Source organism: Streptomyces longispororuber (assembly GCF_024448165.1).
GTDB classification, from domain to species: domain Bacteria; phylum Actinomycetota; class Actinomycetes; order Streptomycetales; family Streptomycetaceae; genus Streptomyces; species Streptomyces longispororuber_A.
Window position 1 is genome coordinate 43,032 of the sequence record NZ_JAMOLN010000035.1, and the last position, 17,955, is coordinate 60,986.

At 71.5% G+C, this 17,955-nt stretch carries 16 protein-coding genes; 11 read left to right on the forward strand and 5 right to left on the reverse strand.

The features are described 5' to 3' along the window. Window positions 1–79 precede the first annotated feature (79 nt). Window positions 80–1,585: a cytochrome P450 gene (locus tag M4J07_RS13000; protein WP_255971224.1), complete on the forward strand. Its 1,506-nt coding sequence runs from the start codon at window positions 80–82 to the stop codon at window positions 1,583–1,585. Here the strand turns inward: M4J07_RS13000 and M4J07_RS13005 are convergent. Next, the gene (locus M4J07_RS13005) at window positions 1,579–2,526 is read right to left on the reverse strand and encodes an RluA family pseudouridine synthase (RefSeq protein ID WP_255971226.1); all 948 of its coding nucleotides are present in this window, start codon (window positions 2,524–2,526) and stop codon (window positions 1,579–1,581) included. The genes M4J07_RS13000 and M4J07_RS13005 overlap by 7 nt on opposite strands. Then, window positions 2,477–4,045 carry an amino acid permease gene (locus M4J07_RS13010; protein ID WP_255971228.1) on the reverse strand — a complete coding sequence of 523 codons (1,569 nt, stop codon included), beginning with the start codon at window positions 4,043–4,045 and terminating at the stop codon, window positions 2,477–2,479. Before M4J07_RS13010 ends, M4J07_RS13005 begins: the two co-directional genes overlap by 50 nt. A 247-nt stretch (window positions 4,046–4,292) precedes the next feature. On the opposite strand from M4J07_RS13010, the gene M4J07_RS13015 reads away from it, so the two are divergent. The 3 genes from M4J07_RS13015 to M4J07_RS13025 all read left to right on the forward strand — a co-directional run bounded on the left by M4J07_RS13015 (window position 4,293) and on the right by M4J07_RS13025 (window position 6,913). Continuing rightward, a complete protein-coding gene (locus tag M4J07_RS13015; RefSeq protein WP_255971230.1) occupies window positions 4,293–4,943 on the forward strand; it encodes a PadR family transcriptional regulator in 651 nt (216 codons plus the stop codon). Between the two features lie 168 nt (window positions 4,944–5,111). Next, complete coding sequence (locus M4J07_RS13020) at window positions 5,112–6,119, forward strand: ATP-binding cassette domain-containing protein (protein ID WP_255971232.1); 1,008 nt, start codon at window positions 5,112–5,114, stop codon at window positions 6,117–6,119. Then, window positions 6,116–6,913: an ABC transporter permease gene (locus M4J07_RS13025; RefSeq protein ID WP_255971234.1), complete on the forward strand. Its 798-nt coding sequence runs from the start codon at window positions 6,116–6,118 to the stop codon at window positions 6,911–6,913. The genes M4J07_RS13020 and M4J07_RS13025 overlap by 4 nt, the downstream gene beginning before the upstream one ends. Before the next feature lie 259 nt (window positions 6,914–7,172). Here M4J07_RS13025 and M4J07_RS13030 read toward each other — a convergent pair whose 3' ends face one another. After that, entirely contained in the window at window positions 7,173–8,021 is an 849-nt protein-coding gene (locus tag M4J07_RS13030) for a siderophore-interacting protein (RefSeq protein WP_255971236.1), read from the reverse strand. A gap of 50 nt (window positions 8,022–8,071) precedes the next feature. Then, window positions 8,072–9,022: a 5'-3' exonuclease gene (locus tag M4J07_RS13035; protein WP_372352158.1), complete on the reverse strand. Its 951-nt coding sequence runs from the start codon at window positions 9,020–9,022 to the stop codon at window positions 8,072–8,074. Between the two features lie 250 nt (window positions 9,023–9,272). On the opposite strand from M4J07_RS13035, the gene M4J07_RS13040 reads away from it, so the two are divergent. From M4J07_RS13040 to M4J07_RS13065, 6 genes are all read left to right on the forward strand, one after another. Then, window positions 9,273–10,409: a quaternary amine ABC transporter ATP-binding protein gene (locus M4J07_RS13040; protein ID WP_255971238.1), complete on the forward strand. Its 1,137-nt coding sequence runs from the start codon at window positions 9,273–9,275 to the stop codon at window positions 10,407–10,409. Continuing rightward, window positions 10,402–13,011: an ABC transporter permease/substrate binding protein gene (locus tag M4J07_RS13045; protein WP_255971240.1), complete on the forward strand. Its 2,610-nt coding sequence runs from the start codon at window positions 10,402–10,404 to the stop codon at window positions 13,009–13,011. The genes M4J07_RS13040 and M4J07_RS13045 overlap by 8 nt, the downstream gene beginning before the upstream one ends. A 115-nt stretch (window positions 13,012–13,126) precedes the next feature. Continuing rightward, window positions 13,127–14,113: a hypothetical protein gene (locus tag M4J07_RS13050; RefSeq protein WP_255971242.1), complete on the forward strand. Its 987-nt coding sequence runs from the start codon at window positions 13,127–13,129 to the stop codon at window positions 14,111–14,113. A gap of 112 nt (window positions 14,114–14,225) precedes the next feature. Further along, window positions 14,226–14,801 carry a helix-turn-helix domain-containing protein gene (locus M4J07_RS13055; RefSeq protein WP_255971244.1) on the forward strand — a complete coding sequence of 192 codons (576 nt, stop codon included), beginning with the start codon at window positions 14,226–14,228 and terminating at the stop codon, window positions 14,799–14,801. 7 nt (window positions 14,802–14,808) lie between these two features. Continuing rightward, window positions 14,809–15,531: a helical backbone metal receptor gene (locus tag M4J07_RS13060; protein WP_255971246.1), complete on the forward strand. Its 723-nt coding sequence runs from the start codon at window positions 14,809–14,811 to the stop codon at window positions 15,529–15,531. Next, the gene (locus tag M4J07_RS13065) at window positions 15,528–15,716 is read left to right on the forward strand and encodes a hypothetical protein (protein WP_255971248.1); all 189 of its coding nucleotides are present in this window, start codon (window positions 15,528–15,530) and stop codon (window positions 15,714–15,716) included. Before M4J07_RS13060 ends, M4J07_RS13065 begins: the two co-directional genes overlap by 4 nt. A gap of 27 nt (window positions 15,717–15,743) precedes the next feature. On the opposite strand, the gene M4J07_RS13070 is transcribed toward M4J07_RS13065, so the two are convergent. Next, the gene (locus M4J07_RS13070; RefSeq protein ID WP_255971250.1) at window positions 15,744–16,838 is read right to left on the reverse strand and encodes a TDT family transporter; all 1,095 of its coding nucleotides are present in this window, start codon (window positions 16,836–16,838) and stop codon (window positions 15,744–15,746) included. A 70-nt stretch (window positions 16,839–16,908) separates the two neighbouring features. On the opposite strand from M4J07_RS13070, the gene M4J07_RS13075 reads away from it, so the two are divergent. Further along, complete coding sequence (locus tag M4J07_RS13075; protein WP_255971252.1) at window positions 16,909–17,853, forward strand: LysR family transcriptional regulator; 945 nt, start codon at window positions 16,909–16,911, stop codon at window positions 17,851–17,853. The last annotated feature ends 102 nt before the right edge of the window (window positions 17,854–17,955 follow it).

Sequence of the window (17,955 nt, forward strand, 5' to 3'; positions counted from 1 at the left end):
GGGCAGGGCACCGGAACCCCCGTGCCCCCGAACATCCTTGACCCCGAACTCAGTTGACCCGACGACCGGAGCGATCACCGTGACGCCTCCCTCCCAGCCCTCCCAGTCACCCGCCGGACACGACTCGTACGCAGACCCCGCGGCCGCGCCGCCGCCCGGCTGCCCCGCGCACGCCCTCGGCCCGGACGGACTGCGCCGGCTCTACGGACCCGAGGCCGACGAGGACCTCGCGACCGTCTACGAGAAGCTCCGCGCCGAGCACGGCGCCGTCGCCCCCGTGCTGATCCACGACGACGTCCGGATGTGGGCGGTGCTCGGCCACGCCGAGAACCTCCACATGGTGAGCACCACCTCGCAGTACAACCGCGACTCGCGGGAGTGGACCGCCGTCAAGGACGGCACGGTCAAGCCCACGCACCCGCTCGCGCCCGTCTTCACCTGGCAGCCGATCTCCTCCATGACCGAGGGCCAGGAGCACCGCCGGCTGCGCGAGGCCAACAACCTCGCCATGGAGACCATCGAGCACCGCACCCTGCGCCGCGTCGTCAACAAGTCGACACAGGAGATCATCAACCGGTTCTCCGAGCGCGGCACCTGCGACGTCGTCAGCGAGTTCGCCGAGCACCTGCCGATGATGGTGATGCTGGAGATCCTCGGCGCGCCCGAGGCGTACAGCGAGCGCTTCGTACAGGCGGCCCGCGACATGATCAAGGGCACCGAGACGGCCATCGCCAGCAACGAGTTCATCATGAGCGTCCTGATGGACCTCGCGGTGCGGCGCCGGGCCGACCCGATCGAGGACGACTTCACGAGCGCCCTCGTCACCGCCCCCGCCGGGCTCAGCGACGACGAGGTCGGCCAGCACCTGCGGCTCGCGCTCATCGCCGCGTACGAGGGCACGGCCAACCTCATCGCGAACGTGCTGCGCGTCGTCCTCACCGACCCGCGGTTCCGCGCCCAGCTCAACGGCGGGCAGATGACGGTCCCCGAAGCGGTCGAGCAGTCGCTGTGGGACGAGCCCCCGTTCAGCGCCATGGTCGGCTACTTCGCCAAGGTGGACACGGAGCTCGGCGGCCGGCACATCCGGGCCGGCGACGGCCTGATCTTCGGCATCCAGCCGGGCAACGTCGACCCGCACGTCCGCCCCGACCCGACCGCCCACATGATGGGCAACCGCTCGCACCTCGCGTTCGGCGGCGGCCCGCACGAGTGCCCGGGGCAGGACGTCAGCCGTGCCATCGCCGAGATCGGCGTCGACGCGTTCCTGATGCGCCTGCCGGACGCCGAACTCTCGGTCTCCGAGGCCGAGTTGAAGTGGCGCTCGACGATCCTGTCGCGGCACCTCGTGGCGCTTCCGGTGGCGTTCTCGCCGCGTGCGCAGCAGGACGTCGTGTCCAAGCCGAGCACGGTGCCGCCGCAGCAGCACAAGGAGTGGCAGGTCTCGACGCCCGCGCCCGCGGCGACCCCGATGCCGGCCCCGGCGGCGCCCGCACCCACCGCGCCGGCGCCGGTCCCGGCCGCCGCCGAACCGCAGCGCCCCCTCGGCGCCTGGCAGCGCTTCCTGCGCTGGTGGCGCGGCTACTGATCCCAGCTCTCGTACGACTCCCAGGCGGCCAGGGCGCGATCACTGCCGAAGCGGTGCTCGCGCCCGGTCACGGGATCCCTGAACTCCAGTGTCCGCGCGAGGAGTTGCAGGGGCCTGCGGAAGTCGTCGGACGCGACGGGCTCGGCGATCCGCGGATAGAGCGGATCGCCGAGGATCGGCAGCCCGAGGCTGTTCATGTGGACGCGGAGCTGATGGGTGCGGCCGGTGTGCGGGGTCAGCCGGTAGAGCCCCAGACCGCCCCGGTGAGCGGTCAGCCGCACCTCGCTCACGGCATTGGGTTCCCCGCCGGGCACCTCCAGGGCGGTGAGCACCCCGCGCTCCTTCTCGATCCGGCTGCGCACGGTGACGGGCAGCGCCACGTCCGGGTCGTACGCGGCGACGGCCTCGTACTCCTTCGTCACCAGCCGGTCGCGGAACAGGGTCTGGTACGCGCCGCGTTCCTCCGGCCGCACGACGAGCAGCACGAGGCCCGCGGTCAGCCGGTCGAGCCGGTGCGCGGGGCCGAGTCCGGCGATCCCCAGGTCCCTGCGGAGCCGGGCCAGCACGGTCTCGGCGATGTGGCTGCCGCGCGGCGTCGTGGCCAGGAAGTGCGGCTTGTCCGCGACGACGATGTGCTCGTCGCGGTACACGACGTGCACGTCGAAGGGGACGGGCGTCTCGGGCGCCAGGTCCCGGTGGAACCAGACGTAGCCGCCGGGCTCGTACGGGGTGCGGTCGGTGACGGGGGAGCCGTCGGCCCGCAGGATCCGCCCCTCGGCGATCATCGCGTCGATCACCCCGTCCCCGGCGGCGAGCCGCCCCACGAGGTGGTCCCGCACGGTGGCCCACGAACCGTCGAGCGGCTGCCGGACCCGCACCGGGTCGACGCCGTCACGCTGGGGGAGCGGGGAGGGCGGGGTCGGGGGCTTGCGGCGTCTCATCGAGGGCAAGGGTACGGCGCCGCCACCGGTACGCCGCGCCCGTCGCCAGCACCGCGGCCAGGAACAGCGCCGTGAACCACCGGAAGTACCAGTGCCCGCCCGCCGGGTCGTACACGGCGGGCCGCGGCCAGGCCAGGTTGACCGTCATGAACAGGCCGTAGAGCAGTGCCAGCGCGTTGACCGGCAGGCCCCAGCGGCCCAGGGAGAAGAGCGGGCGGCCGGTCTCGTCGGTGCCGTCGGCGGCCGCGCCCCGGTACCGGCCGCGCAGCCTGCGCAGCAGCATCGGCCCCGTCACCATCGCGTACGCCAGGTACAGCAGCACGATGCAGGTCGTGCCGATGGCCAGGAAGGCGTCGGGCGACGCGAAGTTCAGCAGGAGCAGGGCCGCGGCGAAGGCGCCCACCACCAGGGCCGGGCCGGCCGGCATGCCGGTGCGCGGGCTGACCTTCGCCAGGGAGCGGGACCCGGGCAGGACCCCGTCGCGCGCCATCGAGAAGAGCATCCGGCAGGCCGCCGTCTGGATGGCGAGCGTGGCCACCGCGACGGCGATCACCACGTCCGCCAGGAGTACCCGTCCGACCCCGTCGCCGAGGCTGCTCGTCAGGACGTAGCTCAGTCCGTCCGACGCGAGCCGGCCGTCCGTCAGGCTCGGCGCGGCGAGGATCCCGCCGAGCACCAGCAGCCCGCCCAGCAGGCCCGCGGCGCCGAGCGCGGTGAGGATCGTGCGCGGCGAGGTGCGCCGCGGGTGGTGCGTCTCCTCGCTCATCTCGCCCGCGCTGTCGAAGCCGATCAGGACGTACGCGGCGGTGAGCGAGCCCGTCAGCAGGGCGGCCAGGAGCCCGGACTGGCCCGCCGCGCCGGTGTGGAAGGTGATGCCGGGGGAGCGCTCCGAGTGCGTCAGGAGCAGGACGACGATGAGCACGGCCCCGACGATCTCGGCGGTCACGCCGATCCGGTTGACCAGGGACATCACCCGGTTGTCGACGACGTTCACCAGGGTCGTCAGGGCCAGCAGGAGCACGCCGAGGACCGCCGCGTTCGCCGCGCCGGTGGGTGACGTGGGCGACGGGTCGCCGCCGAGCAGCTGGAAGCCGGACCACAACGGCGGCATCACCATCTGCAGGGCGAGCGCGGCGGCCGCGACCACCACGGTCTGCCCGATGACCATGATCCAGCCGGCGAACCAGCCGAAGGACGGCGTGGAGAGCCGCGACGACCACTGGTAGATCGCGCCCGAGATCGGGTAGCGGGCGGCGAGTTCGGCGAAGCAGGCGGCGACGAGCAACTGCCCGGCGAGTACGGCCGGCCAGGTCCAGAAGAACACCGGGCCGCCGAAGGAGTACCCGACGGCGAAGAACTGGAAGACGGTCGTCAGGACCGAGATGAAGGAGAAGCCCGCGGCGAACGACGCGTACCGGCCCAGGCTGCGGTGCAGCTCCTGCCGGTAGCCGAACTCGGTGAGCGAGGCGTCGTCGCCGGACGGGGGCGAGGGGTCGTGCGTGGGGGCGAGGGTGGTCACGTGGGCGCACCTGCCTTCAGCGGGCCCTCGGCGGGCCGGAGAGGGTTCCTGTCGGGCGACAGAAATTAGGGGCGCGCTGTTTCGGCGGCGTCACGCGTCCGTGTCGCGACCGCGCCCAACTCCTCACCCGGCGCGAAGCCCTCCCGGCCATTCGCGATGCATCGCGAATGGATCGTGCACACGTATTGACCGGTCCGGAGGTTCGCGATATGTTCGGCTACGAGTATTCGTGAACGAGGTGATGAGGATGGCGACGAAGCGGCGCAAGCTCGGCAACCCGCTGGCGCTCGCGGTCATGGTGCTGCTCATGGAGAAGTCCATGCATCCGTACGAGATCGCGCAGACGCTGCGTCGTCGCGGCAAGGACACCAGTACGAAGATCAACTACGGCTCGCTCTACACGGTCGTGCAGAACCTGGAGAAGCACGGCTTCGTCGAGGTGGCGGGCGTGCAGCGGCAGGGGAACCGGCCGGAGCGCACGCTCTACGGCATCACCGACGCCGGACGTGAGGAAGCCGTCGAGTGGCTGTCCGACCTGCTGGCCGTGCCCGCCCAGGAGTACCCGATCTTCGAGACCGCGCTCTCCCTGATCGGGGTCGTCCACCCCGACGAGGTGGTGCGGCTCCTGGAGGACCGGGTCGCCGACCTCGACGTGCGGATCGCGAGCGCGCAGGGCGGGCTCGCGAAGCTGTACGAGACGCTGCCGCGGATGTTCCTCGTCGAGACCGAGTACCAGCTCCACATGCTCAGGGCGCAGGCCGAGTGGGTCCGGACCTTCCTCGCCGAGGTCAGGGACGGCTCGCTGGAGGGCGTCGAGCAGTGGCGGTCGTTCCATGAGACGGGCGAATTCCCGCAGGAGTTCCTGGACCTGGAGGGGCCGCCCACCGACAAGCCATGAAACCGAAACGACCCCGGCGGAGCTGTTGCAGCAGCCCCGCCAGGGTCTCGAACCCCGGACCGACCCACCGTGCAGCGGGCCAGGCAGTCGAGGTGCGGCACACCCAGAATAGCCCGGCGCTCTTCACGTGGATCGGTCGTCATCCACCCCACAGGGGAGAGCTCTGTCATGAACACCGAGGCGCCTGCCGTGCAGGCGCGACGACTCGTCAAGACCTATCCACGCGACGTCCGGGCCCTCGACGGCCTGGACATCACCGTCGAACCCGGCACCGTCTTCGGCCTCCTCGGGCCGAACGGGGCGGGCAAGTCCACCACCGTCAAGATCCTCACCACCCTGGCCCGGCCCGACTCGGGCAGCGCCGAGGTCGCGGGCCACGACGTGCTCCGCCATCCCGACCGGGTGCGCCGGGCCATCGGTGTCGTCGCCCAGAAGTCCGGCGCCGACCCGCAGGCCACCGGCCGCGAGAACCTCCAGCTCCAGGGCAGGCTCTACGGACTGACGGGCCCGGCCCTGAACCGCCGGGTCGACGAACTGCTGGACCGGTTCGCCCTGACGGACGCCGCCAAGCGCCCGGTCAAGGGGTACTCCGGCGGCATGCAGCGCCGTCTCGACGTGGCACTCGGCCTCGTCCACCGCCCCGACGTGCTCTTCCTCGACGAGCCGACGACCGGCCTCGACCCCGAGGCGCGCACGGCGATGTGGGGCGAGATCGGCCGCCTCGCCGGCGCCGAGGGTCTCACCATCCTGCTCACCACGCACTATCTGGAGGAGGCCGACCGGCTCGCCGAGCGCATCGCCATCGTCGACCGCGGCCGGGTCGTGGTCACCGGCACCCCGGACGAACTCAAGGGCGAACTGCGGGGCGACGCCGTCCATCTGGAGCTGCGCGCGGCCGTCGGTGACGCCGGCCGCACCCTGCTGGACGGCGCGCTGCGCGGACTCCCCGGCGTCCACGACGCGCACCTCGACGAGCGCCGCATCAGCGTGCGCGCGGACGACGGGGCGGCGGCGGTGCCGCTGCTGCTCGGCGCCCTGGAGCGGGCGGGCGTCACGGTGGCCGCCGCCACGGTCGCCCGGCCCTCGCTCGACGACGTGTACCTGCGGTACGCGGGCCGCAGGTACGACGAGGCGGACGCCCCCGCGGAGCTCGCCACGGCCGGAGGTGCGCGATGAGCGCCGAGATCACGGCGAGGGTCAATCCCCTCGCCCAGACCTGGTACATGACGCAGCGTCAGCTGATGGTGTTCCTGCGCCAGCCCGCCTATCTCCTGATCACCCTGATCCAGCCGGTCGTCTGGCTGTTCCTGTTCGGCAACCTCTTCAAGAAGGTCGTCGAACTGGGCGGCTTCGGCACCACGTCGTACCTGGACTACCTGGTGCCGGGCGTCGTCGTGATGAGCGCGCTCAGCTCCAACATGTGGGCGGGCATGACCACGCTCGACGAGATCCAGCGCGGCACGCTCAACCGCTTCCTCACCACGCCGGTCAGCCGCGCCGCCCTCGCCAACGGCACCGTGGTGAACAACGGCCTGGTCACCGCGCTCCAGTCCGTGATCATCGTGCTGCTCGGTCTGGCCGGTGGGGCGAGCTACCCGGGCGGGCCGGCCGGCATCGTGATCCTCGTGGTGACCTCGGTCCTGCTGGGCACCGTCTTCGGGGCGTTCTCCAGCGCGCTGGGCGTGCTGGTGCAGGAGCGGGAGTCGATCATCGGCATCAACACGTTCTTGTTGCTGCCGCTGACGTTCCTGTCGTCGGCGTTCATGGCCCCGGCCCAGATGCCGCCGTGGATGCGCCACGTCGCGGACTTCAACCCGCTCAACTGGGCGATGGTGGCGGGCCGTTCGGCGATGTCCGCCCACCCGGACTGGCCCTCGATCCTGCTCCGCTCCGGCGCCCTGCTGACCCTGGCACTGGCCGCGGTCTGGCTCTCCACCCGCACGTTCGCGTCGTACCAACGCAAGGTGTAGCCAGGGCCGCGCCCCTTCAGGGGCGCGGCGAACTGCGCGACCAGCCACGACGGCGCCCCTTCAGGGGCGCGGGGAACTGCGCGACCAGCCACGACGACGCGACAGAGGCCAACACCCCGGCAACACAGAACGGCGCGAGGCCCCGGGTGCCACCCCAAGCCGCGGCAAGGCGAAGTCACCCGGGGAAGCGCCGCGAGGCACCCTCACCCGGGGGAGCGCCGCGAGGCAACCTCACCCGGGGAAGCGCCGCAAGGCAACCTCACCCGGAAACCGCCGGAGGCTCCTGCTCGGCCTCCACCTGCGCGTTCCAGTCCCGCTTCGACGCCTGCCAGCCGTCCTCGTTGTGCCCGAGCCGCCAGTAGCCGGAGATCGAGAGGTCCTCGCGGGGGACCTCCCGGTCCACCCGGAGGTGCCGCCGCAGCTCCTTCACGAAGCCCGCCTCACCGTGCACGAACGCGTGCAACCGGCCCTCGGGGAAGGCGAGTTCCGTGACCGCGGCGATCAGCGCCTGGCCGACGGGGCGGCCGGACCGGTGCAGCCAGGTGATCTCGACGGGGGAGTCGATCTTCTGCTCCTCCTCGGGTCCCTCGACCTCCAGGAAGACGTGGGCCCGCGCCCCCTCCGGCAGCGCCTCCAGCGCGGCGGCGACCGCCGGCAGGGCGCTCTCGTCGCCGACGAGGAGGTGCCAGTCCGCCGAGGTGTCGGGGTGGTAGGCGCCGCCGGGACCCATGAAGCGGACCGGTCCGCCGGGCTGGACCGAGGCCGCCCACGGGCCGGCCAGGCCCTCGTCGCCGTGGATCACGAAGTCGAGGGTGAGCTCCCGCGCGGCCGGGTCCCAGGCGCGCACCGTGTACGTCCGCGTCACGGGCCACTGCTCGCGCGGCAGCTCCTCGCGGATCCGCTCCACGTCGAACGGCTCGTCGTAGCTCACGCCCTCCGGCGCGAACAGCAACTTCACGTAGTGGTCGGTGTGTTCGAGCTGCTCCGGGAAGTCCGCGAGGCCGTCCCCGCCGAGCACCACCCGCTGCATGTGCGGCGTGAGCCGCTCCGTGCGCACGACCTGCGCGGAGCGGGCCTTGCGGGGCTTGCGTGCGGGACGCTCGGCCATCTGCGGTCTCCCTCGATCCAGTGCAACTTAGGTATACCTAAGCTAACACCTCAAGCTGAGAGGGTGGTGAGGAGTCGCTGCAAAGAACCCCCCAAACCCCAGCGTGCCGCCAACTCCTCAAGGGCCACTGGATCGTGGGGCTCGTGCGGCAGAGCCGTGTCCACGTCCGGCAGGGCGACGTCGCCCGCGACGCGGACCACCGTCGGCGCCACCGCCAGATAGGGCCGGGCCTCGTCCAGCCGCTTGCGCTGGGTCGGCGTCAGCTTCGCCCCGGGGTCGTCGACCGCGGCCATGATTCCGGCCAGGTCCCCGAACTGCGCGAGCAGCTTCGCGGCCGTCTTCTCGCCGATGCCCGGCACCCCCGGCAGCCCGTCGCTGGGGTCGCCGCGCAGCAGCGCCATCTCCGCGTAGCCCGAACCGTCCACGCCGTACTTCTCGCGCAGCAGGTCCTCGTCCGTGATCTGCAGCGTGCCCACGCCCTTGAGCGGATAGAGGACCCGGCGCTCCAGCTCGTCGTCGACCAGCTGGAAGAGGTCCCGGTCGCCGGTCACGATGTCGACGGGGCCGGTCGCCCGGCCGGTGAACGTGCCGATCACGTCGTCCGCCTCGTACCCCTCGACGCCCACCCGCGCGATGCCCACCGCGTCGAGCACCGCCTCGATGATCGGCACCTGCGGGGAGAGCGTGTCGGGGATCTCCTCCTCGTCCGGGGTCCCGGCCGCCGTTTCCTCGGCCACCCGGTGCGCCTTGTACGACGGGATCAGGTCGACCCGCCACTGCGGGCGCCAGTCCGCGTCCATGCACGCCACCAGGTGGGTGGGCCGGTGGTCGTGGACGAGCCGGGTGATGAATTCCAGCAGCCCGCGCACGGCGTTGACCGGTGTGCCGTCCGGGGCCTTCACGGAGTCCGGCACCCCGAAGTAGGCCCGGAAGTACAGGGACGCGGTGTCGAGCAGCATCAGGCGCTGAGTCGCCGAGGTTCCTTGGGTCACCCTCCGCATCATGCCGCAGCCCTCCGACAATCGCCGACCGTCACGGGTGGTGCGGGAGTCGCCCGCGATGTGAACGCAATGTGAACTGGACCACTCTTCTGTTTGATCGGCATAAGCCCGGGCAGGCGCCGACCCGGAACGGATCCGGTCACGCATTCAACTACTGAACGCCTGACCGGTCAGGCGGGCGGAACCCGCGCCGCTCCACGGCCCGCCGGCGGGGGAGGCGGGCCGTCTTGGTTCGACCCGAGAGGTGTATGTGTCCAGGCTTGAAGCCGAAGACCTGTACAAGGTGTTCGGCAGACGACCCACTGAGGCGGTGGAAGAACTCCGCCGCGGAGCCGACCGTGAGGAGCTGCGCGCCAACGGGACCACTGCCGCCGTGATCGACGCGTCCTTCACGGTGGAACCCGGCCAGATCTTCGTCGTCATGGGTCTGTCGGGATCCGGCAAGTCCACGCTTCTGCGGATGCTCAACGGACTCCTGGAGCCCACGGCGGGACACGTCCGCTTCGACGGCCAGGACCTGACGCAGCTGTCCGCACGCGAACTGCGCGAGGTGCGCTCGAAGAAGATCAGCATGGTCTTCCAGCACTTCGCGCTCTTCCCGCACCGCTCCGTCCTGGAGAACGCGGCCTACGGCCTCGAGGTGCAGGGCGTCCCGCGCGCCGAGCGCGAGAAGCGGGCCCACGACGCGCTGGAGCTGGCCGGTCTGAAGGGCTGGGAGAAGTCCTTCCCCGACGAGCTGTCCGGCGGCATGCAGCAGCGTGTGGGCCTGGCCCGCGCGCTCGCCACCGACGCGGACCTGCTCCTCATGGACGAGTCGTTCAGCGCGCTCGACCCGCTGATCCGGCGCGACATGCAGGACCAGCTCCTGGAGCTCCAGAAGACGCTGAAGAAGACCATCGTCTTCATCACGCACGACCTGAACGAGGCCATGCGCCTGGGCGACCGCATCGCCGTCATGCGGGACGGCCGCATCGTCCAGATCGGCTCGTCCGAGGACATCCTCGTCACGCCGGCCAACGACTACGTCGCGTCCTTCACCCAGGACGTCGACCGCTCCCGCGTGCTGACCGCGGGCGCGATCATGGCCACGCCCGACAAGGCGTACCGGGCGGCCGAGGCCCCGGCCACGGTCACCGAGGACACCCCGATCATCGAGCTGTTCACGCCCTGCGCGACCAGCGAGACGCCCGTCGCCGTGACCGGCGACGACGGCAAGCTGGTCGGTGTCGTCCCGCGGGAGCGGCTGCTCGCCGTGCTCGGCGAGCCGATGAAGTCCGTGGAGAACGGCACCTCCGTGGTGCAGCAGGACGAGGAACCGAAGGACGCCGTCCCGACGCCGCGTGGCGAGGGCGACGGACCGGTGGAGAAGGTGAACGCCGGTGCCTAGGATTCCCTTCGGTGACTGGGTCAACGACGTGGTCGAGTGGCTGCTCAACCACATGTCGTGGCTCTTCGACTTCTTCAAGACCGTCTTCGACGGCCTCTACAACGGCATCGCCGACGTGCTGCAGGCCCCCGAACCGCTGCTCCTCGCGGGCATCTTCGCGGTCATCGCGTTCTGGCTGCGCGGCACGCTCGGCGCGGTGCTGACCTTCGTCGGGTTCTGGTTCATCGACAACCTGGAACTGTGGGACGACGCGATGCTGACGCTGTCGCTCGTCCTGGTGTCGACGATCATCGCGCTGGTCATCTCGGTGCCGCTGGGCATCTGGGCGGCCCGCTCCAACCGGGTCAGCGGCCTGTTCCGGCCGGTCCTCGACCTGATGCAGACGCTGCCCGCGATGGTCTACCTGATCCCGGCCATCCTGTTCTTCGGCTCCGGCGCCCCCGCCGGCATCGTCGCGACCCTGATCTTCGCGCTGCCCCCGGGCGTGCGCATGACCGAGCTGGGCATCCGGCAGGTCGACAAGGAGCTGGTCGAGGCCGCCGACGCGTTCGGCACCAAGCCGAGCAACACCCTGTGGCGCGTCCAGCTGCCGCTCGCCCTCCCGACGATCATGGCCGGTGTCAACCAGGTCATCATGCTGGGCCTGTCCATGGCCGCCATCGCGGGCATGGTCGGCACCGGCGGTCTCGGTGGCGCGGTCAACGAGGCCATCGGCCAGCTGAACGTGGGCCTCGGCGCCGAGGCCGGCATCTCCATCGTGATCCTGGCGATCTACCTCGACCGGATGACCAGCTCGCTCGGCCAGCAGGTCTCCCCGCTCGGCCGCCGCGCGCTCGCCAAGGTGCGTTCCGCGCAGGGCCTGAAGATCTGGTCGTACCGGCCCCGTCCGGTCGTCGCCGTGGTCGGTGTCGTCGTCCTCGCGCTCGTCGCGGGCGGCATGGGCATGTTCGGCAGCTCGCCCGCCTCCACCACGGCGAGCGACAGCACGAACGTCGGCCAGGGCAAGAAGCTCTCCATCGGCTACATCCCGTGGGACGAGGGCGTCGCCTCCACCTTCCTCTGGAAGGAGATCCTGGAGCAGCGCGGCTTCGACGTCGAGGCCAAGCAGATGGACGCCGGACCGCTCTACACCTCCCTCGCGCAGGGCAGCACCGACTTCGAGACGGACTCCTGGCTGCCGACGACGCATGCCGAGTACTGGAAGAAGTACGGCAAGCAGCTCGAGGACCTCGGATCCTGGTACGGCCCCACGTCCCTGGAGCTGACCGTCCCCGCCTACATGAAGGACGTCAACTCCCTCGAGGACCTCAAGGGCCAGGCGTCGAAGTTCGGCGGCAAGGTCACCGGCATCGAGGCGAGCGCCGGCATGATGGGCATGCTCAAGAAGACGGTGCTCAAGGAGTATGGCCTCGACAAGGAGTACAAGGTCGTCGACAGCTCCACGCCGGCGATGCTGGCCGAGCTGAAGCGCGCGTACGCCAAGAAGCAGCCGATCCTCGTCACGCTCTGGTCGCCGCACTGGGCGTACAGCGACTTCAAGCTGAAGAAGCTCAAGGACCCGAAGGGCGCCTGGGGCAAGGGCGACGGCGTGCACACGCTGTCCCGCAAGGGCTTCAGCGGGGACAACCCCGAGGTCGCCCAGTGGCTCAAGGACTTCAAGATGAGCGAGAAGCAGCTCACGAGTCTCGAGGCCGAGATCAACAAGGCGGGCAAGGGCAACCAGCAGGACGCCGTCAAGGCATGGCTGAAGGACAACCCGGACGTCGTCGACCAGTGGGCTCCGGTCAAGAAGCAGTCCGACTCGGACGAGAACAAGCGTCCGGTGAACGTCGCCTGGTTCCCGTGGGACGAGGACATCGCGGTCACGTACCTCTGGAAGAACGTCCTGGAGAAGCGCGGCTACAAGCTGAACCTCAAGCAGATGGACGTCGGCCCGGTCTACACCGGCCTGGCCAGCGGTGACCTCGACGTCAACTTCGACGCCTGGCTGCCGTACGCCCAGAGCAACTACTGGAACAAGAACAAGGCGAACCTGAAGGACCTGGGCACCTGGTACAGCCCGACCTCGCTGGAGCTCGCCGTGCCGTCCTACGTGAAGGACGTCAAGTCCCTCGCGGACCTCAAGGGCAAGGCCAAGACCTTCGACGGGAAGATCGTCGGCATCGAGCCGGGCACCGGTGAGATGCAGCTCCTGAAGAAGGACGTGCTGCCGGGCTACGGCCTGGACAAGGAGTACGAGGTCGTCGACGGCTCCACGCCGGCGATGCTGGCCGAGCTCAAGCGCGCCCTGGCGAAGAAGGAGCCGATCGCGGTCGTGCTCTGGTCGCCGCACTGGGCGTACAGCGAGTACGACCTGACCAAGCTGGCCGACCCGAAGAAGAAGTTCGGCGAGGGCAACACGATCCGGACGATCTCCAACAAGGACTTCCCGAGCAAGTACCCGCAGCTCACGAAGTGGTTCAAGAACTTCAAGATGAGCGAGGACGAGCTGGGCAGCCTGGAGGCCGAGATCAAGAAGCAGGGCCAGGGGCACGAGGAGGACGCCGTCACCACGTGGCTCAAGGCGCACCAGGACGTCGAGAAGCGGATGACCGCTTCCTGATCCTGACCTCCGCGTCCCGAAGGGGGGTGGGTCGCCGCACGGCTGAGGCTGTGAGGCAACCCACCCCTCTTTCCGTTCCGGTCCCGGCGCCCGCGTCCCTACGCTCGAAGACGCCGTGATCGATGTCCGTCAGGGCGCCTGGGTGGGCGCCCTCGTCGCCGCCGCGCTCGCCGCCGTCCTGCTCATCGCGCAGCTGCCCGCCGCCAGCGCTTCCCCGGCCTCGCCGGCCACCGCCCGTTTTGCGGCACTTGCGGCCGATGTCACCCAGGCGGACGGCCACCACTACGCCGCGACCGACGACACCGGCCGCACCATGGACGCCGCCCAGATCGTCCAGCACGCCGACGGCACCTACCTGGCCGTGTACCACACGATGCTCGCCGACGGCCGCTTCCACTCCGCCGTCGCCACCTCCACCGACCTCGCGCACTGGCAGCACCGCCACGACTTCGGCCCCGGCTCCAGCCAGCCCACGCTCGCCGCCGACGACCGGGGCGGCTACGTCCTCGCGTACGAGAAGGACCCGGACAACCACATCGCGGTGCGCGGCTACGCCGGCCTGGCCGACCTGCTCGCCGGCCGCGCCGCCGACGCCTTCGACGCGCCCCGCACCCTCTCCGCCTGCGCCGAGGGCACCCCGGCGATCACCGCCGCGCACGGCCGCACCGTCGAACTGACCGGCCACTACCGCGCCGACTGCGACACCGACCGCCAACTCACCGCGACGCTGACGGACTTCACCACCTGGCACGCCACGGCCGCGCCGCGCGTCGACCGGGCCATAGAGGCGTACGGGAACAGCGGCAACATCGGCGACCGCGCCCCGCTCGACCTGGCCGGGCGGCGGATGGTGCTCATCGAGGGGCAGCGGTGGCGCGACGACTTCGGCAGCTGGGCCACCTACGCCTACGATCCCGTCACCGGCCGTGCCGACCGGCTCGCGCTGCGCACCCACGGTGGCTCCACCGCGTTCGCCAATCCCTCGGCGACCCTGATCACCGATCCGGACGGCCACCCGGCGCTGCTGGTGAGCCTGTTCGTCCCCGGGGAAGGCGCGGCGCCGGGGGAGAAGGGGCAGCTCGTCTACTGGCGGGAGCTGTAGCAGACGGCCCGATCGTGACCCACGGCTTCCTCCGCTCGCATGAAACTGTTTGACGAACATGCGTAGGGTGCATTCAAACGAACAGGGCCGGCCGTGGGAGGGAGCGGACGTCATGGATGAACACAAGGAGACACTTCGCGTGGGCGCGGCCGTCCGCCGGCGCCGTCGGACGCTCGAACTGACCCTCTCCGCCGTCGCCGAGCGCAGCGGTCTCTCCGTCCCCTTCCTCAGCCAGGTCGAGAACGAGCGGGCCCGGCCCAGCCGCCGCTCCCTGGAGAAGGTCGCCGACGCCCTCGGCACCACCGCCGTCGAACTCCTCGCCGCCGCCGACCCGGCCCGCACCGTGGACCTGGTCCGCGCGGACGACACCACCGTCGCCGAGCAGGGCACCGACTTCGTCGTACGGTCCCTGGTGCGCGGCCACCACCAGATGCACGCCCAGGAGTTCGTCGGCGACCACGACCCGGGCCGCGAGTTCCAGCTCCGCAACGACGTCCTGATGCACGTCACGGAGGGCGCCGTCGAGGTGGAGGCGGAGGGCCGCGCCTACCGGCTCGTGCGCGGCGACACCCTGTATCTGACCGGTGGCGTACGGCACCGGTGGCGGGCGGCCGTGCCGGACGCACGGGTCCTCGTGGTCGCCGTCGCCGAGCACATCGACGCCGTCGACGAGCCGGGCCCGAAGTAGCGAGGCCGTGCGCGTCGTCTCCCTCGTCCCGTCCCTGACGGAGGCGGTCGCCGTGACCCTGCCCGGGGCGCTGGTCGGCGCCACCGACTGGTGCACGCACCCCGCGGACCTCGCCGTCCCCCGGATCGGCGGCACCAAGAACCCGGACGTCCAGGCGATCACCGCGCTGCGCCCCGACCTCGTCGTCGCCAACGAGGAGGAGAACCGGGCGCCCGACCTCGCGGCGCTGCGCGCGGCCGGCGTCCAGGTCCTCGTCACCGGGATCCGCGCACTCCCGCAGGCGCTGAGCGAGCTGGACCGGGTGCTGCGGGCCTGTGGGGCGGTGGCGCGGCCGCGCTGGCTGGACGAGGCGGAGGCGGCGTGGAGCGGGCTCGCCCCGCCGCTCACCCGGCGGACGGCCGTCGTCCCCATCTGGCGGCGGCCCTGGATGGTGCTCGGCCGGGACACCTTCGCGGGCGACCTGCTGCGCAGGCTCGGCGTCGACAACGCCTACGAGCGGCACGCCGAGCGCTACCCGCGGGTGACGCTCGACGAACTCGGAGCGGTCGAAAAGGACTTGGTGGTGCTGCCCGACGAGCCGTACCGTTTCACGGCCGAGGACGGCCCGGAGGCGTTCGACGTCCCGGCGGTGCTGCTCGACGGGCGGCACCTCACCTGGTACGGGCCGTCGTTGGCGCGGGCGCCCGAGGTGATCGGCGCCGCACTGCGGCAGGGACGGGAGGATCGGTGAGCAGGAGGCGCTACGTCGCCCGGGGCGTGCCCGGCGGCTACCGCATCTGGGACAACGCGGGCCGCCGCTGGTGGGGCGACCACTACGAGCTGTGCCCCGACGACCTGCTGACCGAGCTCAACGGCGCGGCGCGTCCGGACCGGATCACCGCACTCCTGCGGCGGTACCGGTCCCTGAAGCGCTGACCGCCACCCGGTGACCTCCCCGGCGGCCTACTTCGGCGCGGCGAGCAGCCGGCCGCTGAGCAGGCCGCGGGCCGTCTGCACCGAGGCGACCGCCCAGGCCGCGCACAGCAGCACGTAGAGCCCGATCGCGAGCGCGTCGAACGCGGCGAGACCGGTGTGCTTGCCCAGCCCCTCCGCGCCGGTGACGCAGGTGCCGACGGGGAAGGTGAACGCCCACCAGGTCATCGCGAAGCCCATCCCCTCGCGGCGGGCCCGCACCACCATCGCGACGGCCAGCGCCAGCCACAGCAGGGCGAAACCCATCACCGGGACGCCGTAGAGCACGGCGAACGCCGTGAAGCCGTGCGCGTACGAGGCGGGCAGCACGCCGCCCGCGACGTCGGCGAACTTGTTGGCGGCGGTCGTCGACTGGCCCAGCGGACCGAGGACGAGGAAGAGGGTCGGGGTGAGCATCAGGGGCAGCGGCCCCGCGGTGACCAGCCGCGCGAAGATCACCGGCAGCATGACCAGGGTCGCCAGCAGGATCAGCCCGAACATCGCGTAACAGGCCAGCAGCAGCGTCTGCTGCCATGGCCCCGCGGGCAGGTGCGGGACGAGCAGCGGGCCCACCGCGGCGGACACCATGGGCGCGACGACGGGCAGCAGCCACACGGGCGACGCCTGGCCCGGCTCGATCCGGTGCCGCACGACCATCAGGTACGGGATCGCGACGGCGGCCACGAGCCCGATCACCGTCCCGGCCACGAACAGCACGACGTCGACGGCGACGGCGGCGTCGAGCCCGATCCAGTCCTGCCCGAGCAGCAGCGTGCCGGCGCCCACGGCCAGCAGGGCCATCGACAGACAGCCGTAGAACGGGGCCACGGCCGGGTCGAGCAGATGCGCCCGCGCCTGGTCCCGGTGGTGCGCCCAGTGCAGGGCGCGGGCCACGAGCAGCGCCACCAGCATCACGAAGGACAGCGCCCACACCGCGGTGCAGACCGTGCGCAGCCCCGTGAACCGTACCGGCAGGGTCGCGCCCGCGTTCGCGACGATGGCCGTGCCCATGACGGCGGCGTACCAGTTCGGGCCGAGGTGGCGGACGCCGACGGCGCGGGCGGGGGAGTGGGCAACGGTGACCATGACTCCACAGTCGCCCGGGAGTACGCCCCCCACCAGGGACGTTCCCACTATGGGGACATAAACTGGCCTTATGAGCAGGGAGCGCACGCCGAGCACGGACCCCACGAACCCGTCGCCGCCGGGGGCGCTCGGGCACCGCGTGCCCGACCTCGGTGCGCTGGAACTGCTGCTGGCCGTCGCCCGGCTCGGCAGCCTCGGCGCTGCCGCGCGCGAACTGGGCATCACCCAGCCGGCGGCCAGCAGCCGCATCCGCTCCATGGAACGGCAGCTCGGCCTGGCCCTGGTCGACCGGTCGCCGCGCGGCTCCCGGCTCACCGACACCGGAGCGCTGGTCACGGACTGGGCGCGGCGGGTCGTGGAGGCGGCGGAGGAGTTCGACGCGGGGGCGCAGGCGCTGCGCGACCGGCGGGACTCGCGGCTGCGGGTCGCGGCGAGCATGACGATCGCCGAGTACCTGCTGCCGCGCTGGCTCATCGCGCTGCGGGCGGCGCGGCCCGACACGGCGGTGTCGCTGCTCGCGGGCAACTCGACATCGGTCGCGGAACAGCTGCTCTCCGGCGAGGCCGACCTCGGCTTCGTGGAAGGGGTGTCGGTCGCGCCCGGCCTCGACTCCACGGTCATCGCGCACGACCGGCTGATCGTGGTGACGGCGCCCGGCCACCCCTGGTCCCGCCGCCGCAAGCCGCTCGCCGCGGCGGAGCTCGCCGCGACCCCGCTCATCCTCCGCGAGAAGGGTTCCGGCACCCGTCAGGTCCTCGACGCGGCGCTCGGCGGCCTGGCCCGCCCGCTCATCGAGCTGTCCTCGACGACGGCGGTGAAGGCGGCCGCGGTCAGCGGGGCGGGCCCCTCGGTCCTCAGCGAGCTCGCCGTGGGCGAGGAACTCTCGGCCCGCCGCCTGGTCCGCATCCCCCTGGACGGCGCCCACCTGACCCGAGCCCTGAGAGCGGTCTGGCCCACGGGCCACCCCCCGGTGGGCCCGGCCAGAGACCTCCTGGCCCTGACCCGCACAGGCTGACGCGTCTTCTCAGGGGCGCGGGGAACCGCGCGAGAAGCGCCACGCACGGGCACCCGCACCCGCGATGAGTCGCCCCACCCCAAAACCGGTAGCGCCCCACCC